Raw genomic sequence first — 17,405 nt, forward strand, 5'->3', positions numbered from 1 at the left:
CGAACTGTGGCTAGGCTGCCCTAACTGACGCATGCGCGACATCTTGGCACAAAACGCCGCACAATCAGCAATCTACGTCGGCCTACGAAGTTTGCTCAGCCACGCGGCGGTGGTTGCGCTCCCGCATCCTCGGGGTCCACCTCCACCGCGTAGGACGTGATCGTGGTGATCTGCTCGCCGTCGAACTCGTAGATCGCGCAGCTGGCGACCGCGGTCAGCCCGTCGGACCGCACGTAGCGCACCAGGGTGTCCACGGCGACGACTTGGCCATCTCCCGCCGAGTCGATGCCGCGGCCCGCCGCGGAATCCATGCCGCGGCCCGCCGCTGAATCCATGCCGCGGCCCGCCGCTGAATCCATGCCGCGGCCCGCCGCGATCACACACCGGTCGAACTCCACCCTCGCGCCCTTCAGGCTTTCCGTGGTGTCCGCGCACGTGCGACGAACCGCGTCGGCGCCTTCGAGGACCATGCCGCCGACGATCGTCCACTTCACGTCCGGCGCGAGGTGGTCCAAAGCGTCGTCGAACCGATGCTCGGAGAAGGCGCGGGCGACGGCGACCGCATCGAATGCCATGACCCGACCGTAGCGCCCGGCACCGTCGGCACGGTATGAGTGGACACATGGAACTGTCCGGGATCGGGTTGTGGAGTTCGCAGTTGCGCTACGGGAATCCGGAGGAGGCTGCCGAAGCCGCCGCCGAACTCGACGAGCTCGGGTTCACCGCGTTGTGGATACCCGACGTCGGCGGACCCGTCCTCGACTCCGTCGAGAACCTGCTCCAGGCCACCGAGAAGACGGTGATCGCGACCGGCATCCTGAACCTCTGGATGCACGAACCCGGCGACGTCGCCGACCGGTACGCCGCCCTGACCCAGGCGCACGGCGAACGGTTCCTGCTCGGCATCGGGTGCAGCCACGCCCCGCTGATCGACTCGAAGGAGCCCGGCCGCTACCGCAAGCCGCTGGCCGCGACGAAGGCTTTCCTCGACGGTCTCGACGCCGCCGCGCAGCCGGTGCCCAAGGACAACCGGGTGCTCGCCGCGCTCGGTCCGAAGATGTTGCAGCTGTCCGCCGAGCGGGGCCGCGGCGCACACCCGTACCTGACCACGCCCGAACACACTCGTGAAGCCCGCCAGGTGCTCGGCGACGGACCGCTGCTGCTACCCGAGCAGGGCGTGCTGCTGACCACCGACCGTGACGAGGCCCGAGCCATCGGAACCGATTGGCTGCGTTCGTATCTCGCGCTGCCGAACTACGCCAACAACCTGCTGCGCCTCGGTTTCACCGAAGAGGACCTCAGCACGGTCAGCGACCGCGTGTTCGACGCGCTGCTCGCCTGGGGCGACGAGGACACCATCAAGCGGCGCGTCGACGAGCACCGCGCAGCCGGCGCCGACCATGTGTGCGTGCAGGTGCTGACCGCCGACCCGCGTGAGTTCCCGCGCGAACAGTGGCGTCGCCTGGCCGACGCGCTGCTGTAGTCAGTCCAGCAGGGAGCGCACCACCGCGTCGGCCAGCAGCCGCCCGCGGTCGGTGAGCACCACCGCGTCCCCGTCGGCGCGCAGCAAGCCGTCCTCGACCGCGGTCGCGGCGCGGGCCTGCTCGCGTTCGGTCAGCGCCGTCAGCGGCAGCCCGCTGCGCAGCCGCACCCGCAGCATGACGTCCTCGATGTGGACGGTGTCGGCGTCGAGGTTCTCGAAGTCGGCGACCGGCAACCGATCGGCTGCGAGCACGGCCGCGTACGTCGCCGGATGCTTGACGTTCCACCATCGGGTGGCGGCGGCGTGGCCGTGCGCGCCCGGACCGGCACCCCACCACTGGCCGCCGGTCCAATAGCCGATGTTGTGGCGGCATTCGCCGCCCGGCCGGCTCCAGTTGGACACCTCGTACCAGTCGAAACCGGCGTCGCCGAGGTGGCGGTCGATCAGCTCGTAGCGGCGGGCCAGCACGTCGTCGTCGGGTGCAGGCAGCTCACCGCGACGCACCTTCCGTGCCAGCGCCGTACCGTCCTCCACGATCAGCGCGTAGGCCGACACGTGGTCGACCCCGGTGGCGAGCACCGCGTCCAGCGAGCGCCGCAGATCGTCGTCGCTCTCCCCCGGCGTGCCGTAGATCAGGTCGAGGTTCACGTGGTCGAAGCCCGCGTGGCGCGCTTCGTCCGCGGCTTCGACGGCCCGGCCGGGCGAATGCGCCCGGTCCAGGGCCCGCAACACATGCGGTGCGGTCGACTGCATTCCCAGAGACACCCGCGTGTAGCCGGCCTCCCGCAGGCCGGCGAAGAACTCCGGCGACGTCGATTCCGGGTTGGCCTCGGTGGTGACCTCCGCGCCGGCCGCCAGCGGGAAGTGCTCACGTACCGCGTCGAGCACCTGCGTCAGGCCGGCGACACCCAGCAGCGACGGCGTGCCGCCGCCCACGAACACCGTCGACGTCGCCGGCACCTCACCCAGGTGGGCGGCGGCCAACCGCAGCTCGGTGCGCAACGCGGTGAGCCAGCCCTCGGGGCTGGCCCCGCCGAGCTCGGCAGCGGTGTAGGTGTTGAAGTCGCAGTAGCCGCACCGCGTCGCACAGAACGGGACGTGGACGTAGAGTCCGAACGGCCGGTCCGCCGGAGCCGTCAGCGCAGGAAGCGCCGCCGGCTCGGCAACGGGCAGCGCGCTCACGGACATGCTCACCAGTGTGGCAGAGCGACTTCTGCGCACCGTGAGCGCAAATCTGGGCCGGTTGGTGGCCCGGCCGGCTTTCGTGGCACAATGGCCGACGTGATCGACGCCCGCATTCTGCCTACCCGGATTGTCTTGGTGGCTCGGCGTCACGTCGACTTCAAGCGCGTGTGTACGTGCTGTTGTCTGCCTTGTTGCGCCTGATCCAGGTCCCAGCCCTCCCCCGAACTACCAGCTGGCCGCCGGATCTGCGCCGCCGGACAGCCCCCGGTGAAACGCGCGGTCCGAACGCCGGCTCCGAATGAGAGCCACATCATGACCACAGCCAAGACACCCCCGGCCAAGCCCGCCAAGCGCCCGCGCGGCGAAGGACAGTGGGCCCTGGGGTACCGCGAGCCGCTCAACGCCAACGAGCAGGCCAAGAAGGACGACAACCCGCTCAACGTGCGGGCCCGCATCGAGAACATCTACGCCCAGAACGGCTTCGAGTCCATCGACAAGGGCGACCTGCGTGGCCGCTTCCGGTGGATGGGTCTGTACACGCAGCGCAAGCCCGGCTACGACGGCACGTGGACCGGCGACGACAACACCGACATGCTCGAAGACTCGTACTTCATGATGCGGGTTCGCTGCGACGGCAAGGAGATGTCGGCGGCCGCGGTGCGCACGCTGGGCCAGATCTCCACCGACTTCGCCCGCGACACCGCCGACATCTCAGACCGGATGAACCTGCAGTACCACTGGCTCGAGGTCGAGAACGTCCCGGAGATCTGGCGCCGCCTCGACGAGGTGGGCCTGCAGACCACCGAGGCCTGCGGCGACTGCCCGCGCGGCATGCTGGGGTCGCCGCTGGCCGGCCTGTCCCTCGACGAGGTGCTCGACCCGACCCCCGCCCTCGACGAGATCGTGCGGCGCTACATCGGTAACCCCGAGTACTCGAACCTTCCCCGCAAGTTCAAGACCGCGATCTCCGGGCTGCAGGACGTCGCCCACGAGGTCAACGACGTGTCCTTCATCGGCGTGGAGCACCCGGAACACGGCCCGGGACTTGACCTGTGGGTCGGCGGTGGCCTGTCGACCAACCCGATGCTCGCCCAGCGGGTCGGGGTGTGGGTCCCGCTCGACGAGGTCCCGGATGTCTGGGAGGCGGTGACCGCGGTCTTCCGCGACTACGGCTACCGCCGGTTGCGGTCCAAGGCGCGGTTGAAGTTCCTGATCAAGGACTGGGGCGTAGAAAAATTCAGGGAAGTTCTCGAAACCGAGTACCTGAAGCGTCCCCTGTTGGACGGCCCGGCACCGCAGCCCGTCACCCATCCGATCGATCACGTCGGCGTGCAGAAGCTCAAGAACGGCCTCAACGCCGTCGGGATCGCACCGATCGCCGGCCGCGTCTCGGGGACCATCCTGACCGCGGTGGCCGACCTGATGGACCAGGCCGGCTCGGTCACCGCCCGCTTCACCCCGTACCAGAAGCTGATCCTGCTCAACGTGCCCGACGACAAGCTCGACGCGCTGACCGCGGGGCTGGACCGGCTCGGTCTGCAGTGGCAGCCGTCGCACTGGCGCAGGAACCTGATGGCCTGCACCGGCATCGAGTTCTGCAAGCTGTCGTTCACCGAGACGCGGGTCCGGGCTCAGAGCCTGGTGCCCGAGCTGGAGAAGCGCCTCGAGGACATCAACGCCCAGCTCGACGTGCCGATCACCATCAACATCAACGGCTGCCCGAACTCGTGCGCGCGCATCCAGGTCGCCGACATCGGGTTCAAGGGCCAGATGGTCGACGACGGCAACGGCCCCGAGGAGGGATTCCAGGTGCACCTGGGCGGCAGCCTGGGCCTGGACAGCGGTTTCGGTCGCAAACTGCGCCAGCACAAGGTGCTCTCCACCGAGCTCGGCGACTACATCGACCGCGTGGTGCGCAACTTCGTGAAACAACGCGAGCAGGGCGAGCGTTTCGCTACGTGGGCACTGCGTGCCGACGAAGCCGATTTGAGGTGACCATGAGTGACACGCTGACTGACATCGACCTGCAGCAACTGGCGCAGCGGGGTGCCGCCGAGCTGGGCCCGGACGCCACCGCGCAGCAGCTGCTGGAGTGGACGGACCAGACGTTCGGCTCCGACTACATCGTCGCCTCGAACATGCAGGACGCCGTCCTGGTGGATCTGGCGGCGAAGGTGCGCCCGGGCGTGGACGTGCTGTTCCTCGACACCGGCTACCACTTCGCCGAGACCATCGGCACCCGCGATGCCGTGGAAGCCGTCTACGACGTCAACATCGTCAACGTGCGCCCCGAGCACACCGTCACCGAGCAGGACGCGCTGTTGGGCCGCAACCTGTTCGAGCGCGATCCCAACGAGTGCTGCCGGCTGCGCAAGGTGGTACCGCTGTCCAAATCGCTGCAGGGCTATTCGGCGTGGGTGACCGGGATCCGGCGGGTGGAGGCTCCGACACGGGCCAACGCTCCGCTGATCAGCTGGGACGCAGGGTTCGGACTGGTCAAGATCAACCCGTTGGCGGCCTGGACCGACGAGGACATGCAGAACTACATCGACACCCACGGGGTGCTGGTGAACCCGCTGGTCGACGAGGGTTATCCGTCGATCGGCTGCGCGCCGTGCACCCGCAAGCCGGTGGCCGGCGCCGATCCGCGCAGCGGTCGGTGGGCCGGTCAGGGCAAGATCGAATGCGGGTTGCACGCGTCTTGAGCACGTTGGTACTGACGGCGCACGGCAGCGCCGATCCCCGCTCGGCGGTGACCGTCGGGTTGATCGCCGACTGCGCACGACGCCTGCGTCCCGCGTTGGACATCCGGGTGGCGTTCTGCGAGAAGAGCGAGCCGAACCTGCGTGACGTGCTGCAGGCCGTACCGTCGGGGCGCGCCGTGGTGGTCCCGCTGCTGCTGGCCGACGCGTACCACGCCCGCGTCGACATCCCGGCGATGATCGACGAAGCCGGTGTGGCCGCCCGACAGGCTCAGGTACTCGGTGAGGACGACCGCCTGATCCACGTGCTGCGTCAGCGTCTCGAACACGCCGGTGTGTCTCGCCTGGACTCGCGTGTCGGTGTGCTGGTGACCGCGGTCGGCTCGTCACGGGCCGAGGCGAACGCGCGGACCGCAACGGTCGCACGTGAGCTGACCCTGACCACGCGGTGGACCGCCACCACGGCGTTCGCGACCGGGCCGTACGCGAATCTGGCGCAGGCCGCCGATCTGTTGCGCGCACGCGGGGCCACCCGTCTGGTGATCGCCCCGTGGTTCCTGGCGCACGGACGAATCACCGACCGGGTCGCGGATTTCGCCGGCGCACAAGGCGTTGCGATGTCCGCCCCGCTGGGAGCGCACCGTCAGGTGGCCGAGACGGTCCTGGACCGCTTCGACGCAGCACTGCCGATGCGCTCGGCTGCGTGATCGCGGGGTCACCGGAAACCCGGCGGTACAGTGGGGTGGTCGTCCCGACATCCCCCACCGAGCAAGGACTCGATGCACCCTCATAGATCCGGGGCGGTCACGTGTTGACCGCCGTCCTCGGAATTGCTGTCGGTTTTCTCGTTGTTCTGGGCATCACCGCGCTGACGGGCTACTTCGTCGCGCAGGAATTCGCCTACATGGCCGTCGACCGGTCCCGGCTCAAGGCGCGCGCCGAGGCCGGTGACAGCGCCGCGGCACGTGCGCTGACCGTCACCCGGCGCACGTCGTTCATGCTGTCGGGCGCGCAGCTCGGCATCACGGTCACGGGTCTGCTGGTCGGCTACGTCGCCGAGCCGCTGATCGGGCGCGGGCTGGAGACGCTGCTGGGCGGCACCGGTATCCCCACCGCGGTGGCCGTGGGGCTCGGCGGGCTCGCGGCGATCCTGGTGTCCACTGTGGTCCAGATGCTGTTCGGGGAGTTGTTCCCGAAGAACCTCGCGATCGCGCGACCGGAGCCGCTGGCGCGGTGGCTCGCGCTGTCCACCACCATCTACCTGAAGTTGTTCGGCTGGTTGATCTGGCTGTTCGACCAGTCCTCCAACGCGCTGCTGCGTCTGCTGCGCATCGAGCCCGTCCACGACGTCGAGCACTCGGCCACGCCGCGCGACCTCGAGCACATCGTCGCCGCGTCCCGCGACGCCGGGGAGATCCCGCGCGAGCTGTCGGCACTGCTCGACCGCATCCTGGACTTCCCCACCAGCACGGCCGAACACGCCATGGTCCCCCGTTCCCGCGTCGACGTCGTCGCGGAATCCGACACCGTCGCGAGCGTGCTGGAACGGATGGCCAGCGGCCACACCCGTTACCCGGTGACCAGCCCAGACCACGAGGACGTCCTCGGTGTCATCCACCTGCACGACCTGCTCGGCCCGGTATCCGGCGAGGACACCGCCGCGGCGCACTGCCGGCCGGCGGTGATCGTGCCGGAGACGCTGCCGCTGCCCAATGTGGTTCAGGCGCTGCAGGACGCGGGTGACGAGATGGCCATCGTGATCGACGAATACGGCGGGTTCGCCGGTGTCGTGACCGTCGAGGATCTGGCCGAGGAGATGGTCGGCGAGATCGATGACGAGCACGACGCCACCCACGACGCCGACGTCATCGCAGAGGACGGCGGCTGGCTCCTCGCCGGGGATCTGCCGCTCGACGAAGCCGAACGCACCCTGGACCTGACCTTGCCGCCCGGTGATTACGAGACCGTCGCCGGGATGGTGATCGCTTACGCCGTCGGTTTGCCCGAGGTCGGCGATACCGTGCAGATCGACTTGCCCGGCGAGACAGCTGATCTGCTCGTCGACGGACCTCCACCGACCCGGCTGCTGACCGCGCAGGTGCGCTCCGTCGAGCGGCATGTGCCGGCCTCGGTGTTCGTGACCGTCACCACCGAGGTGGCGACCGAAGAGGACGACCATGAGTAACCCGTGGGTGATCGTCGCGATCACCGTCGCGCTGATCGCGTCCAGCGCGTTCTTCGTCGCCGTCGAATTCGCACTGATCGCCGCGCGGCGTAACCGACTCGAAGACGCTGCCGCCACGAGCGCGTCGGCCCGCGCCGCGTTGCGCAGCGCCAGTGAACTCTCGCTGCTTCTCGCCGGCGCCCAGCTCGGCATCACCGCATGCACGCTGCTGTTGGGCGCCATCACCAAACCCGCTGTGCACCATGCGATCACGCCGCTGCTGCGAACCATCGGCGCGCCGTCCTTCACAGCCGACGTCGGCGGTTTCGTGCTCGCACTGCTGATCGTCACGTTCCTGCATCTGGTGATCGGAGAGATGGCGCCCAAGTCATGGGCCATCGCGCATCCGGAACGCTCGGCGACCCTGCTGGCGCTGCCGATGCGGGCCTTCATGTTCGTCACCCGGCCGCTGCTGCGGGCGTTGAACCACGCCGCCAACTGGTGCCTGCGGCGGGTGGGCGTCGCGCCGGTCGACGAGCTCGCCGAAACCCAGGATCCCGACGCACTGCGCCAATTGGTGGAGCATTCGGCGACAGTCGGCACGCTCGACGAGCGCTACCACGCGAATCTGACCAGCGCGCTGGAACTGCAGGGACTCACCGTCGGCGAGGTCGCGCATCGCGGCACCGAGTACAGCGCGGTGCCGGCCGACGCGACGCCCGAACAGGTGCAGCAGACCGCGCGCGCCACCGGCCATCTGCGTCTGTTCGTGCGCGACGGCGCAGCGACGGTGGGGGTGGTGCATGTGCGCGACACACTGTCGTCGTCGGCGCCGGCCCGTGACCTGATGCGCCCGGTGTTCACGTTGCCCGAGCAGACCCCGGTCTACGAGGCGCTGCGCGTGATGCGGGAGACCCGCAACCACCTGGTGGTCGTCGACGGGCCCCGCGGGCGCGGCCTGCTGACGCTGACCGACCTGTTGCACCGGCTGCTGCCGACGCAGGCCGCCTGACTCAGCTCAGCGGAGCGGGTTCGACGACGACCGCGTCGCCGGGCAGTACCGGCACCCGGGTGGCGCGCACGTAGACGGTGTCGCCTTCGCGAAGTCCGAGGGCTTCGGCGTCACCTCGGGTGATCTGCGCGGTGAACGGGGTGCCGGTGGCGGCGTTGGTGAGCTCGACGCGCACCTCGAAGCCCAGCATCACGATCCGGTCGATGGTGGCGCGGGTGACGCCGGTGGACTGGATGGAGTCGTCGCTGGTGGCGATCGCCATCTCGGGATTGCGGCCCACGCGGATGTCGTGCGGGCGCACCAGCGCGCCGTTGAGCGAGGACACAGCGCCCAGAAACGACATCACGAACGCGTTGGCCGGCTTGTCGTAGACCTCGCTGGGTGCCCCGACCTGCTCGATCCGCCCCTTGTTGAGCACCGCGATGCGGTCGGCGACGTCGAGTGCCTCCTGCTGGTCGTGGGTGACCAACACGGTGGTGACGTGGACGTCTTCATGCAGTCGGCGCAGCCACGCACGCAGATCCTCACGCACTTTGGCGTCCAGCGCGCCGAACGGTTCGTCGAGCAGCAGCACCTCCGGATTCACCGCCAGCGCACGGGCCAGCGCCATCCGCTGACGTTGACCGCCGGAGAGCTGGTTGGGGTAGCGGCTCTGGAACCCGGCCAGTCCCACGACCTCGAGCAGATTGTCGACCTTCTCGGCGATCTCGGCCTTGGGACGCTTGCGGATCTTGAGCCCGAACGCGACGTTCTCGCGCACGGTGAGGTGCTTGAACGCGGCGTAGTGCTGGAACACGAACCCGATGCCACGCTTCTGCGGCGGCACGTTGGTGACGTCGCGGCCGTTGATCGTGATGCTGCCGGTGTCCGGCTGGTCCAGTCCGGCGATGGCCCGCAGCAGCGTCGACTTGCCGGATCCGCTGGGCCCCAGCAGGGCTGTCAACGAACCCGCGGGCACGTCGAAGTCCACGTTGTCGAGCGCGGCGAAATCGCCGTAGTGCTTGTTGGCACCTTTGACGGTGATCATCGACTGGGTCATGGGCCGTCTGCTCCAAACTCCTCGGAAGCCATCATTTTGCCGCCCGTTTGCGGCGTGCGTCGAGAATCACCTGGGCGATGAGCACCAGCACCGCGACGGTCATCAACAGCGTCGAGATCGCGTAGGCGCCGTATTCGGCGCCGCGGGTGTAGCGGTCGTGCACCAGCAGGGTCAGCGTCTGCGAGGAACCGGGCAGGTTCGCCGCGACCATGAGCACCGCACCGAACTCGCCGAGCGTGCGGGCGATGGTCAGCACGACACCGTAGGTCAGACCCCACCGGATCGAGGGCAGCGTGATCCGCCAGAAGGTCTGCCACCACGTCGCACCGAGGGTGGCCGAGGCCTCCTCCTGGTCGGTGCCGATCTCGTGCAGCACCGGTTCGACCTCGCGGATGACGAACGGGACGGTGACGAAGATGCTGGCCAGCACGATGCCCGGGAAGCCGAAGATGATGGTCAGGCCCGCGTTGTTCTCGACGAAGCCGAACAGCCCGGCCGAACCCCACAGCAGGATCAGCGCGACACCGACGACCACCGGGGACACCGCGAACGGCAGGTCGATGACCGCCTGCAGCATGCTTTTGCCGCGGAACTTGTTGCGCGCCAACACCAGTGCTGTCGGCACCCCGAACAGAACGTTGAGGGGCACGACGATCGCGACCACCAGCAGCGACAGGTTCAGCGCCGAGATCGCCGCCGGGGTCGAGATCGAGGCGACGAACGCGCCCAGGCCCGGCGCGAAGGTGCGCCACAGGATCAGCCCCACCGGGACCACCACCAGGATCCCGATGTAGGTCAGGGCCACCCACCTCAACAGATGGCGCATCACCGGGGACAGCGTCACTGCTCGCGCTCCCTCCGGGCGGCCCGCGCGCCGATGGCGCGCAGGATGAACAGGATCACGAACGAGATCGCCAGCAAGACGATCGAAACCGCCGCCGCGCCGACGCGGTCGTCGTTCTCGATCAGCGTCCGGATCCACTGCGACGACACCTCGGTTTCGCCGGGCACGGCGCCGCCGATGAGCACCACCGACCCGAACTCCCCGATCGCCCGGGAGAACGCCAGTCCCGCACCCGAGAGCAACGCCGGCAGCAACGACGGCAGGATCACCTTCGTCAGGATCGTGAAGTTGTTGGCGCCCAACGACGCAGCAGCTTCCTCGACCTCGCGGTCGAGCTCGAGCAGCACCGGTTGCACCGAGCGCACGACGAACGGCAACGTGACGAACAGCAGCGCGACACCCACGCCCCAGCGGGTGTGCTGCAGGTGGATGCCGACCGGGCTGCTCGGCCCGTACAGCGCCAGCATCACCAGGCTCGCGACGATGGTCGGCAACGCGAACGGCAGGTCGATGACCGCGTCGACCAGCCGCTTACCGCGGAAATCGTCTCGAGTCAGAACCCACGCCACCAACAGCCCGAAGAACGCGTTGACCACCGTGACGCCGATCGAGATGATCAGCGTCACCCGCAGCGAGGCCACCGCCGACGGCGACGACACCGCCGCCCAGAACGCCTCGGCGCCACCCTCGGCGGACTGCCACAGGATGGCCGCCAGCGGCAGCAGGACGATCAGCGACAGCCACATCGTGGCGGCGCCGACCCGCAGGGAAGTGTTGCCGTACCGGCTCCCCCGCGTCCCCGGCGACGGCTGGGTCGCCGCCGGGTCGAGCGCAGTCGTCATCCAGTGGCCTGCTTGTAGATCTTGGTGATGGTGCCGTTGTCCTTGTCGAACAGTTCGGCGTCGATCTTGGCCCACCCGCCGAGGTCGTCGATGGTCCACAGCTTCTCCGGGGCGGGGAACTTGTCGGCGAACTGCTCGGCGACGGCCGGGTCGACCGGCCGGAAGTTGGCCTCGGCCCACAACCGCTGCGCCTCGGCGGTGAACTGGAAGTTCAGGAAGTCGGTGGCCTTGTCGAAGTGCTTGCTGGTGTTCACCACCGCGACCGGGTTCTCGATCTTGAAGGTCTGCGGCGGGTTGACGTACTCCAGGTCGAAGTTCAGCGCCTCGTTCTCGTAGGCCAGCAGCACGTCGCCGCTGCCCTGCTTGAACACGTCGGTGGCTTCCCGACCCGAACCCGGACGCAGCCGGACGTGCTCGGTGACGAGCTTGTTGACGAAGTCGATCCCGGCCTTCGGATCCGCTCCGCCGCGCGACGCCCAGGCGTACGGCGCCAGCAGATTCCACTTGGCCGCCCCGGAGCTGAGCGGGCTCGGTGTGATGATCTCCAGTCCCGGCTGCAACAGGTCGTTCCAGTCCCGGATGTTCTTCGGGTTGCCGGGGCGCACCGCGAAGCTGACCACCGACCCGAACGGGATGCCCTTGGTGACGCCGACGTTCCAGTCCTGATCGACCTTGCCGGCCTTGACCAGGCGGGTGATGTCGGGCTCGACGGAGAAGTTGACGATGTCGGCGGGCTTGCCGGCCTCCACGGCGCGTGACTGGTCGCCGGAGGCGCCGTAGGACCCGGTCACCGCGACCCCTTTGCCGTCCTCGGTCGCAGCGAACGCCGGTGCCACCTTGGCCCAGCCCGGTTCGGGGACCGCGAAGGCCACCAGGGTCAGCGTCGTTTCGGCGTTCTCCGCGCCTCCACCTTCGCCGGCCACATCACTGGCGCCACCCCCGCAGGCGGCCAGCAGCGTCGCCGAGAGGGCGAGCGCGGCGGCTGCCCGCAGGCGCCCACCGGATCTGGAAATCTTGTGCATGGATGACCTTTCGACGTTCGGACTTCGGGGATCCGTTCGTCGGAAGGTAAGCGGCCACTGATGGCGTCACGCCACAGCCGTCACCGACACTCGAGCCGCGAACGGACAAGGGTCAGCGACAACAACAGACATCTGCAACGGCGGAAAAGCCCACGGCGATGAGAGCCACGATGTGGCCGCTCTTGTTGCCGGACGCCGATTGCATGGCGCGAAGAATAACAGGTGGCCAGCTCAGCGCGTGAGCAACCACATCACGATGACCAGAACGATCAGCGCGACCAGCGCCAAGGTCACCCTGGACCGCGGCATCCCACTCATGCGTCGCCTCCGTCTGTCTCGCTGGTGCGCCCGCTGCCGTGGCGGGCCTGTCGGCGGAGCCGGATTCCGTGGCCGAGGGCGACGTCCAGCACCACGGCCACGCCGTAGGCCAGCGCCAACACCACCGGCATCACCACGGCGGTCTGCACCACGAAGGGCAGACCGGTCAGCCACAGCTCGACTCCGTCCCACCAGTTGAGGAACCCGTCCACCCGGCCAGCCTAGGCGCGTGGGTTCTCCTCCCCGCCGCCCCTCCGCCGAACTTGCATTCCACGCGCGTCAAGTCGGCATTTGACGCGCGTGGAACGCAAGTTCGGCGGGGTGAGGTGCGGGCGATACGCGCCCAGCTAGACGCCGTAGCGGTCGGCAGTCGATGATGAGCAAATGGTTGTGCAGCAGTCCGAGGCATCCGGTGAGACCTTCCGCAATGGCGAGTCCGCATTGACCCTGACCCCCGCGACGGCGCCCTACCAGTCGACGAGTCCGCTGCGGAACCCGTTCCCGCCGATCGCCGACTACGCGTTCCTGTCCGACTGTGAGACGACGTGCCTGATCTCGTCCGCCGGGTCGGTGGAGTGGATGTGTGTGCCGCGGCCCGACTCGCCGAGTGTGTTCGGCGCGATCCTGGATCGCGGCGCCGGACATTTCCGGCTGGGCCCCTACGGGGTGTCGGTGCCCGCGGCGCGCCGCTACCTGCCGGGGAGCCTGATCCTGGAAACCACCTGGCAAACTCACACTGGCTGGCTGATCGTGCGTGACGCGCTGGTGATGGGACCGTGGCACGACCTCGAGTCGCGGTCGCGCACGCACCGGCGCACCCCGATGGACTGGGACGCCGAGCACATCCTGCTGCGCACGGTGCGCTGTGTCAGCGGCACGGTCGAGTTGGTGATGAGCTGTGAGCCGTCGTTCGACTACCACCGCAACAGCGCCACGTGGGAGTACTCCTCGCATGCCTACGGCGAGGCGATCGCGCGGGCCCGCCAGGACCCCGACTCGCATCCGACGCTGCGGCTGACCACCAACCTGCGCATCGGACTGGAGGGTCGCGAGGCGCGGGCCCGGACTCGCCTGAAGGAGGGCGACAACGTCTTCGTGGCGCTGAGTTGGTCGAAACATCCGGCCCCGCAGAACTTCGAAGAGGCCGCCGACAAGATGTGGAAGACCAGCGAGGCGTGGCGGCAGTGGATCAACGTCGGTGACTTCCCCGACCATCCATGGCGGGCGTATCTGCAGCGCAGCGCGTTGACGCTCAAAGGTCTGACGTACTCGCCGACCGGCGCCCTGTTGGCCGCGCCGACGACGTCGCTGCCGGAAACCCCTCAGGGCGAACGGAACTGGGATTACCGCTACGCGTGGGTGCGCGATTCGACGTTCGCGCTGTGGGGCCTGTACACGCTGGGACTCGACCGCGAGGCCGATGACTTCTTCGCGTTCATCGCCGATGTCTCCGGCGCCAACAACGGCCAGCGGCATCCGCTGCAGGTGATGTACGGCGTGGGCGGCGAACGCAGCCTGGTCGAAGAGGAACTCAACCATCTGTCCGGCTACGACAACTCGCGCCCGGTGCGGATCGGCAACGGCGCCTACAACCAGATGCAACACGACATCTGGGGCACCATGCTGGACTCGGTGTATCTGCACACCAAGTCCCGCGAGCAGATCCCCGACACGTTGTGGCCGGTGCTCAAGGAGCAGGTCGAGGAGGCCATCAAACACTGGCGCCTGCCCGACCGTGGCATCTGGGAGGTGCGCGGCGAGCCGCAGCACTTCACCTCCAGCAAGATCATGTGCTGGGTCGCGTTGGACCGCGGCGCCAAACTCGCAGAGCTGGAAGGCGAGAAGTCGTATGCGCAGCAGTGGCGGGAGATCGCCGAGGAGATCAAGACCGACGTCCTGGCCCACGGCGTCGACTCCCGCGGGGTGCTGACGCAACGGTACGGCGACGACGCTCTGGACGCGTCGCTGCTGCTGGCGGTCCTGACCCGCTTCCTGCCGCCGGACGATCCGCGGATCCGCGCCACGGTGATGGCCATCGCCGAGGAGCTGACCGAGGACGGCCTGGTGCTGCGGTACCGCGTCGAGGAGACCGACGACGGGCTCTCCGGCGAGGAGGGCACGTTCACCATCTGTTCGTTCTGGCTGGTGTCGGCGCTGGTCGAGATCGGTGAGATCGAACGGGCCAAGCACCTGTGTGAACGGTTGTTGGGCTTCGCGAGTCCGCTGCATCTCTACGCTGAGGAGATCGAGCCGCGCACCGGCCGCCACCTGGGCAACTTCCCGCAGGCGTTCACGCATCTGGCGCTGATCAACGCGGTCGTGCACGTCATCCGCGCCGAGGAGGAGGCCGACAGTTCGGGCAATTTCCAGCCGGCCAATGCCCCGGTGTAACGGTGTCGTCGCGGTTTGAACTCTGCCCGCGCAGAAGACTCCCGCCGTTCACCGAAGGGGTGGACGATACCGGCATGAGTTTCTCCGGGACAGACCACACGTCTCGTCAGGTCATCGACGTCGCCGTCGGCATTCTCGTCGGCCTGCGCGGCTGCTCGCGCCGGGCGGCCTTCGACGAGTTGGTGGCAGTCGTGCACCAGACCGGCATCGGCCTCGGGACGGTCGCGTCGGGACTGGTCGCGGTGGCCAGCAATTCGGCCTCGGCCGATCACGCCGAGGCGTTCAGCATCTGGGGCGATCTGATCCAGCGGCGGACCGCCGTCGGCGCGGTCTGAGCGCTCCCTCAGCGGCGCGCGTCGATCTTGTCGACGATGAGATCGGCGACGCCGACCGCGCCGCCGCGGTCGCCGGTGACGCGCGGATCGGTCAGCTCCACCTCGACGATGCAGTCGCCGGCCACCGCCACCGCCCGCTGACCACCGGGCGCCGCAACGCCCTGCGTCGCGTGCAGGACGCTGGCCGACACGATCGTGCCCGCCAGTGCCACGTCGGTGATCCTGCTCAGTTCCTCGGGTTGCTGCCGGGTCAACGTCTGCCCGTTGCAGCGGTGCCAGTCGTCGGCCAGTGTCGCGAAGAAGTCCTGGGCTGCTGTCGCCGACGCCATCTGCACGATGCCGAAATGGCCGGTGACGGGTGGGCCGTCGAACCCGCCGCCGGCCCACGTGTTGGTGGCCACCGACTGCACCGGGCTGTCGTCGTAGACGACGTCCTGGAGCCGGTAGGCCGCGCTGACACAGTCGGCCGGCACGGCCTGGGTCTCGTCGACGCTGCGCAGCAGTACGTCGGCGTCCCCCTCGACCGGTTTGCCCAGCAGCCCGGCAGCCCCGGTGCCCAACTCGGCGGCCAATTCCTGGGCGGTGGGCAGGAAGCCGCCCAGCGGGATCGCCGGGGACGGCTGCGCAGCCTCGGCTATCCGTACGACGGGCCGGTTGTCGACGGGCGCGGCTGAGCACCCGGCGACCACCAGGCACGCCGCGGCGGCAAGGACCGCTCGCTTCGACATACCACTTCGATAGCACGCCGCAGCCACGCGCGCGACCGGTTCGCCCCAGAACGCTGCTCCCCCTGCACCGCGAGCGCGCGTGTCTGTCCCCCGACACGCCGGCGCCGAGCAGCAGTCAGCGCGCGCTCGTCGACCGCGAGCGGCACCGATTTTCGCTCAGCCCGATCAGAAGTCGCGCCCGGCCTCCCGAGGTGGCGCAATGGTGTCCCAACCCGGAGTCGACGCAGGTCACCGCAGTCGGCCGGCGGCGCAATGCCGCAACGTCCGCCATGGTCCCGGATCGACGCCTTTCCCGCCCCGGGCAGGTGCGAATTAGCGTCGCCACAGCACTTTTCACCGCTCGCGCAGCCCACGACGAACGAGGTGACCCGGTGGCCGAACCCACTCCGCTGCGTCGGCCGCGCGCCGACCAGGCGCGGCTGGTCGCCGACATCCTGCGCCATCAGATCCACGCCGGTGGCTACCCCGACGGGCTACCCGCCGAATCGGATCTGGCTGCGGAGTTCCTGGTGTCACGCAACGCGGTGCGGGAAGCGCTGACCGTGCTCAAGACCGAAGGTCTCATCGATCGCGAACCCAAGGTCGGCACCCACGTGGCCATCCGCAAGTACGACCACGGCCTCGACGCCCTCGTCGGACTCAAGGAGACCTTCAAGGACTACGGCGAGATCCGCAACGAGGTGCGCGCGACCATGACGGTCACCGCTCCACCCTCGGTCGCCAACAAGCTCGAGGTGCCTGCCGGCGAGCCCGTCCTGTTCGTCGAGCGGCTCCGCTACCTCGGAGACCTGCCACTGAGCCTGGACATGACCTACCTGACGCACGACATCGGCGAGGCCGTCGCCGGCCACGCGCTCGAGACCAACGACGTGTTCGCGCTGATCGAACTCGTCACCGGTCGGCGACTCGGGCAGGCCACCGTCGCTGTCGAGGCGGTGCCCGCGGATCCGCACTCGGCGGCCATCCTGCACGTACCCGCCAACTCGCCGCTACTACTGATGGAGCGGTTGACCCACCTCGACGACGGCAGGCCCGTCGATCTCGAATACATCCGGATGCGCGGTGACCGAATCACGCTGCGCAGCAATCTGATCAGGGGAAACTGATGGCTCAGGTCAACCAACGCGTCGATGTGCCCGTCACCGTCGACGAATCGCTGTGCATCCAGGGATGCACGCTCTGCGTCGACATCTGTCCGCTGGACTCACTGGCAATCAACCCCGAGAGCGGCAAAGCGTTCATGCATGTCGACGAGTGCTGGTACTGCGGGCCGTGCGCCGCTCGCTGTCCCACCGGCGCCGTCACCGTCAACATGCCTTACCTCCTCCGCTGACCACAGG

19 protein-coding genes are annotated in these 17,405 nt (G+C 68.6%); 10 read left to right on the top strand and 9 right to left on the bottom strand.

The window, feature by feature from the left end:
* Window positions 1–95: 95 nt before the first annotated feature.
* Window positions 96–575 (bottom strand): nuclear transport factor 2 family protein, encoded by a 480-nt coding sequence (locus ACQI46_RS13670; RefSeq protein ID WP_427094556.1) that lies wholly within the window; start codon window positions 573–575, stop codon window positions 96–98.
* A gap of 47 nt (window positions 576–622) precedes the next feature.
* Between ACQI46_RS13670 and ACQI46_RS13675 the strand changes: the two genes are divergently transcribed.
* Entirely contained in the window at window positions 623–1,483 is an 861-nt protein-coding gene (locus ACQI46_RS13675) for an LLM class F420-dependent oxidoreductase (protein WP_427094783.1), read from the top strand.
* Here the strand turns inward: ACQI46_RS13675 and hemW are convergent, their stop codons facing one another.
* A complete protein-coding gene (hemW, locus tag ACQI46_RS13680) occupies window positions 1,484–2,671 on the bottom strand; it encodes a radical SAM family heme chaperone HemW (protein WP_427094557.1) in 1,188 nt (395 codons plus the stop codon). It abuts the gene before it with no gap.
* 309 nt (window positions 2,672–2,980) lie between these two features.
* On the opposite strand from hemW, the gene ACQI46_RS13685 reads away from it, so the two are divergent.
* From ACQI46_RS13685 to ACQI46_RS13705, 5 genes are all read left to right on the top strand, one after another.
* Window positions 2,981–4,663, top strand: coding sequence for a nitrite/sulfite reductase (locus ACQI46_RS13685; RefSeq protein ID WP_427094558.1), 1,683 nt, complete (start codon window positions 2,981–2,983; stop codon window positions 4,661–4,663).
* A gap of 2 nt (window positions 4,664–4,665) precedes the next feature.
* On the top strand, window positions 4,666–5,373 hold the full coding sequence (locus ACQI46_RS13690) for a phosphoadenylyl-sulfate reductase (protein ID WP_427094559.1): 708 nt from the start codon (window positions 4,666–4,668) through the stop codon (window positions 5,371–5,373).
* Window positions 5,352–6,077 (top strand): sirohydrochlorin chelatase, encoded by a 726-nt coding sequence (locus ACQI46_RS13695; RefSeq protein WP_427094560.1) that lies wholly within the window; start codon window positions 5,352–5,354, stop codon window positions 6,075–6,077. Before ACQI46_RS13690 ends, ACQI46_RS13695 begins: the two co-directional genes overlap by 22 nt.
* Window positions 6,078–6,178: 101 nt before the next feature.
* Entirely contained in the window at window positions 6,179–7,555 is a 1,377-nt protein-coding gene (locus tag ACQI46_RS13700; protein WP_427094561.1) for a hemolysin family protein, read from the top strand.
* Window positions 7,548–8,546: a hemolysin family protein gene (locus ACQI46_RS13705; protein WP_427094562.1), complete on the top strand. Its 999-nt coding sequence runs from the start codon at window positions 7,548–7,550 to the stop codon at window positions 8,544–8,546. The genes ACQI46_RS13700 and ACQI46_RS13705 overlap by 8 nt, the downstream gene beginning before the upstream one ends.
* A 1-nt stretch (window position 8,547) precedes the next feature.
* Here ACQI46_RS13705 and ACQI46_RS13710 read toward each other — a convergent pair whose 3' ends face one another.
* The 6 genes from ACQI46_RS13710 to ACQI46_RS13735 form a co-directional block, all read right to left on the bottom strand.
* Window positions 8,548–9,573, bottom strand: coding sequence for a sulfate/molybdate ABC transporter ATP-binding protein (locus tag ACQI46_RS13710; RefSeq protein ID WP_427094784.1), 1,026 nt, complete (start codon window positions 9,571–9,573; stop codon window positions 8,548–8,550).
* 43 nt (window positions 9,574–9,616) lie between these two features.
* Window positions 9,617–10,411, bottom strand: coding sequence for a sulfate ABC transporter permease subunit CysW (gene cysW, locus ACQI46_RS13715; RefSeq protein WP_427094785.1), 795 nt, complete (start codon window positions 10,409–10,411; stop codon window positions 9,617–9,619).
* A gap of 14 nt (window positions 10,412–10,425) precedes the next feature.
* Complete coding sequence (gene cysT / locus ACQI46_RS13720) at window positions 10,426–11,271, bottom strand: sulfate ABC transporter permease subunit CysT (RefSeq protein ID WP_427094563.1); 846 nt, start codon at window positions 11,269–11,271, stop codon at window positions 10,426–10,428.
* Complete coding sequence (locus ACQI46_RS13725) at window positions 11,268–12,293, bottom strand: sulfate ABC transporter substrate-binding protein (protein ID WP_427094564.1); 1,026 nt, start codon at window positions 12,291–12,293, stop codon at window positions 11,268–11,270. Before ACQI46_RS13725 ends, cysT begins: the two co-directional genes overlap by 4 nt.
* A 112-nt stretch (window positions 12,294–12,405) precedes the next feature.
* Window positions 12,406–12,498, bottom strand: a complete 93-nt coding sequence (locus ACQI46_RS13730; RefSeq protein WP_427063580.1) for an Ms4533A family Cys-rich leader peptide — start codon at window positions 12,496–12,498, stop codon at window positions 12,406–12,408.
* A gap of 109 nt (window positions 12,499–12,607) precedes the next feature.
* Entirely contained in the window at window positions 12,608–12,823 is a 216-nt protein-coding gene (locus ACQI46_RS13735) for a hypothetical protein (protein WP_427094565.1), read from the bottom strand.
* A 172-nt stretch (window positions 12,824–12,995) separates the two neighbouring features.
* Here ACQI46_RS13735 and ACQI46_RS13740 point away from each other — a divergent pair, with 172 nt between their 5' ends.
* Window positions 12,996–15,002 (top strand): glycoside hydrolase family 15 protein, encoded by a 2,007-nt coding sequence (locus tag ACQI46_RS13740; protein ID WP_427094566.1) that lies wholly within the window; start codon window positions 12,996–12,998, stop codon window positions 15,000–15,002.
* 74 nt (window positions 15,003–15,076) lie between these two features.
* Window positions 15,077–15,337 carry an ANTAR domain-containing protein gene (locus ACQI46_RS13745; RefSeq protein WP_427094567.1) on the top strand — a complete coding sequence of 87 codons (261 nt, stop codon included), beginning with the start codon at window positions 15,077–15,079 and terminating at the stop codon, window positions 15,335–15,337.
* Window positions 15,338–15,345: 8 nt separating this feature from the next.
* On the opposite strand, the gene ACQI46_RS13750 is transcribed toward ACQI46_RS13745, so the two are convergent.
* A complete protein-coding gene (locus ACQI46_RS13750; RefSeq protein WP_427094568.1) occupies window positions 15,346–16,065 on the bottom strand; it encodes a sensor domain-containing protein in 720 nt (239 codons plus the stop codon).
* A gap of 371 nt (window positions 16,066–16,436) precedes the next feature.
* On the opposite strand from ACQI46_RS13750, the gene ACQI46_RS13755 reads away from it, so the two are divergent.
* Both ACQI46_RS13755 and ACQI46_RS13760 read left to right on the top strand, forming a co-directional pair.
* Entirely contained in the window at window positions 16,437–17,171 is a 735-nt protein-coding gene (locus tag ACQI46_RS13755) for a GntR family transcriptional regulator (protein ID WP_427094569.1), read from the top strand.
* Complete coding sequence (locus ACQI46_RS13760) at window positions 17,171–17,398, top strand: 4Fe-4S dicluster domain-containing protein (RefSeq protein ID WP_427094570.1); 228 nt, start codon at window positions 17,171–17,173, stop codon at window positions 17,396–17,398. The genes ACQI46_RS13755 and ACQI46_RS13760 overlap by 1 nt, the downstream gene beginning before the upstream one ends.
* Window positions 17,399–17,405 lie beyond the last annotated feature (7 nt).

Source organism: Mycobacterium sp. SMC-4, assembly GCF_050205565.1.
GTDB lineage: Bacteria > Actinomycetota > Actinomycetes > Mycobacteriales > Mycobacteriaceae > Mycobacterium.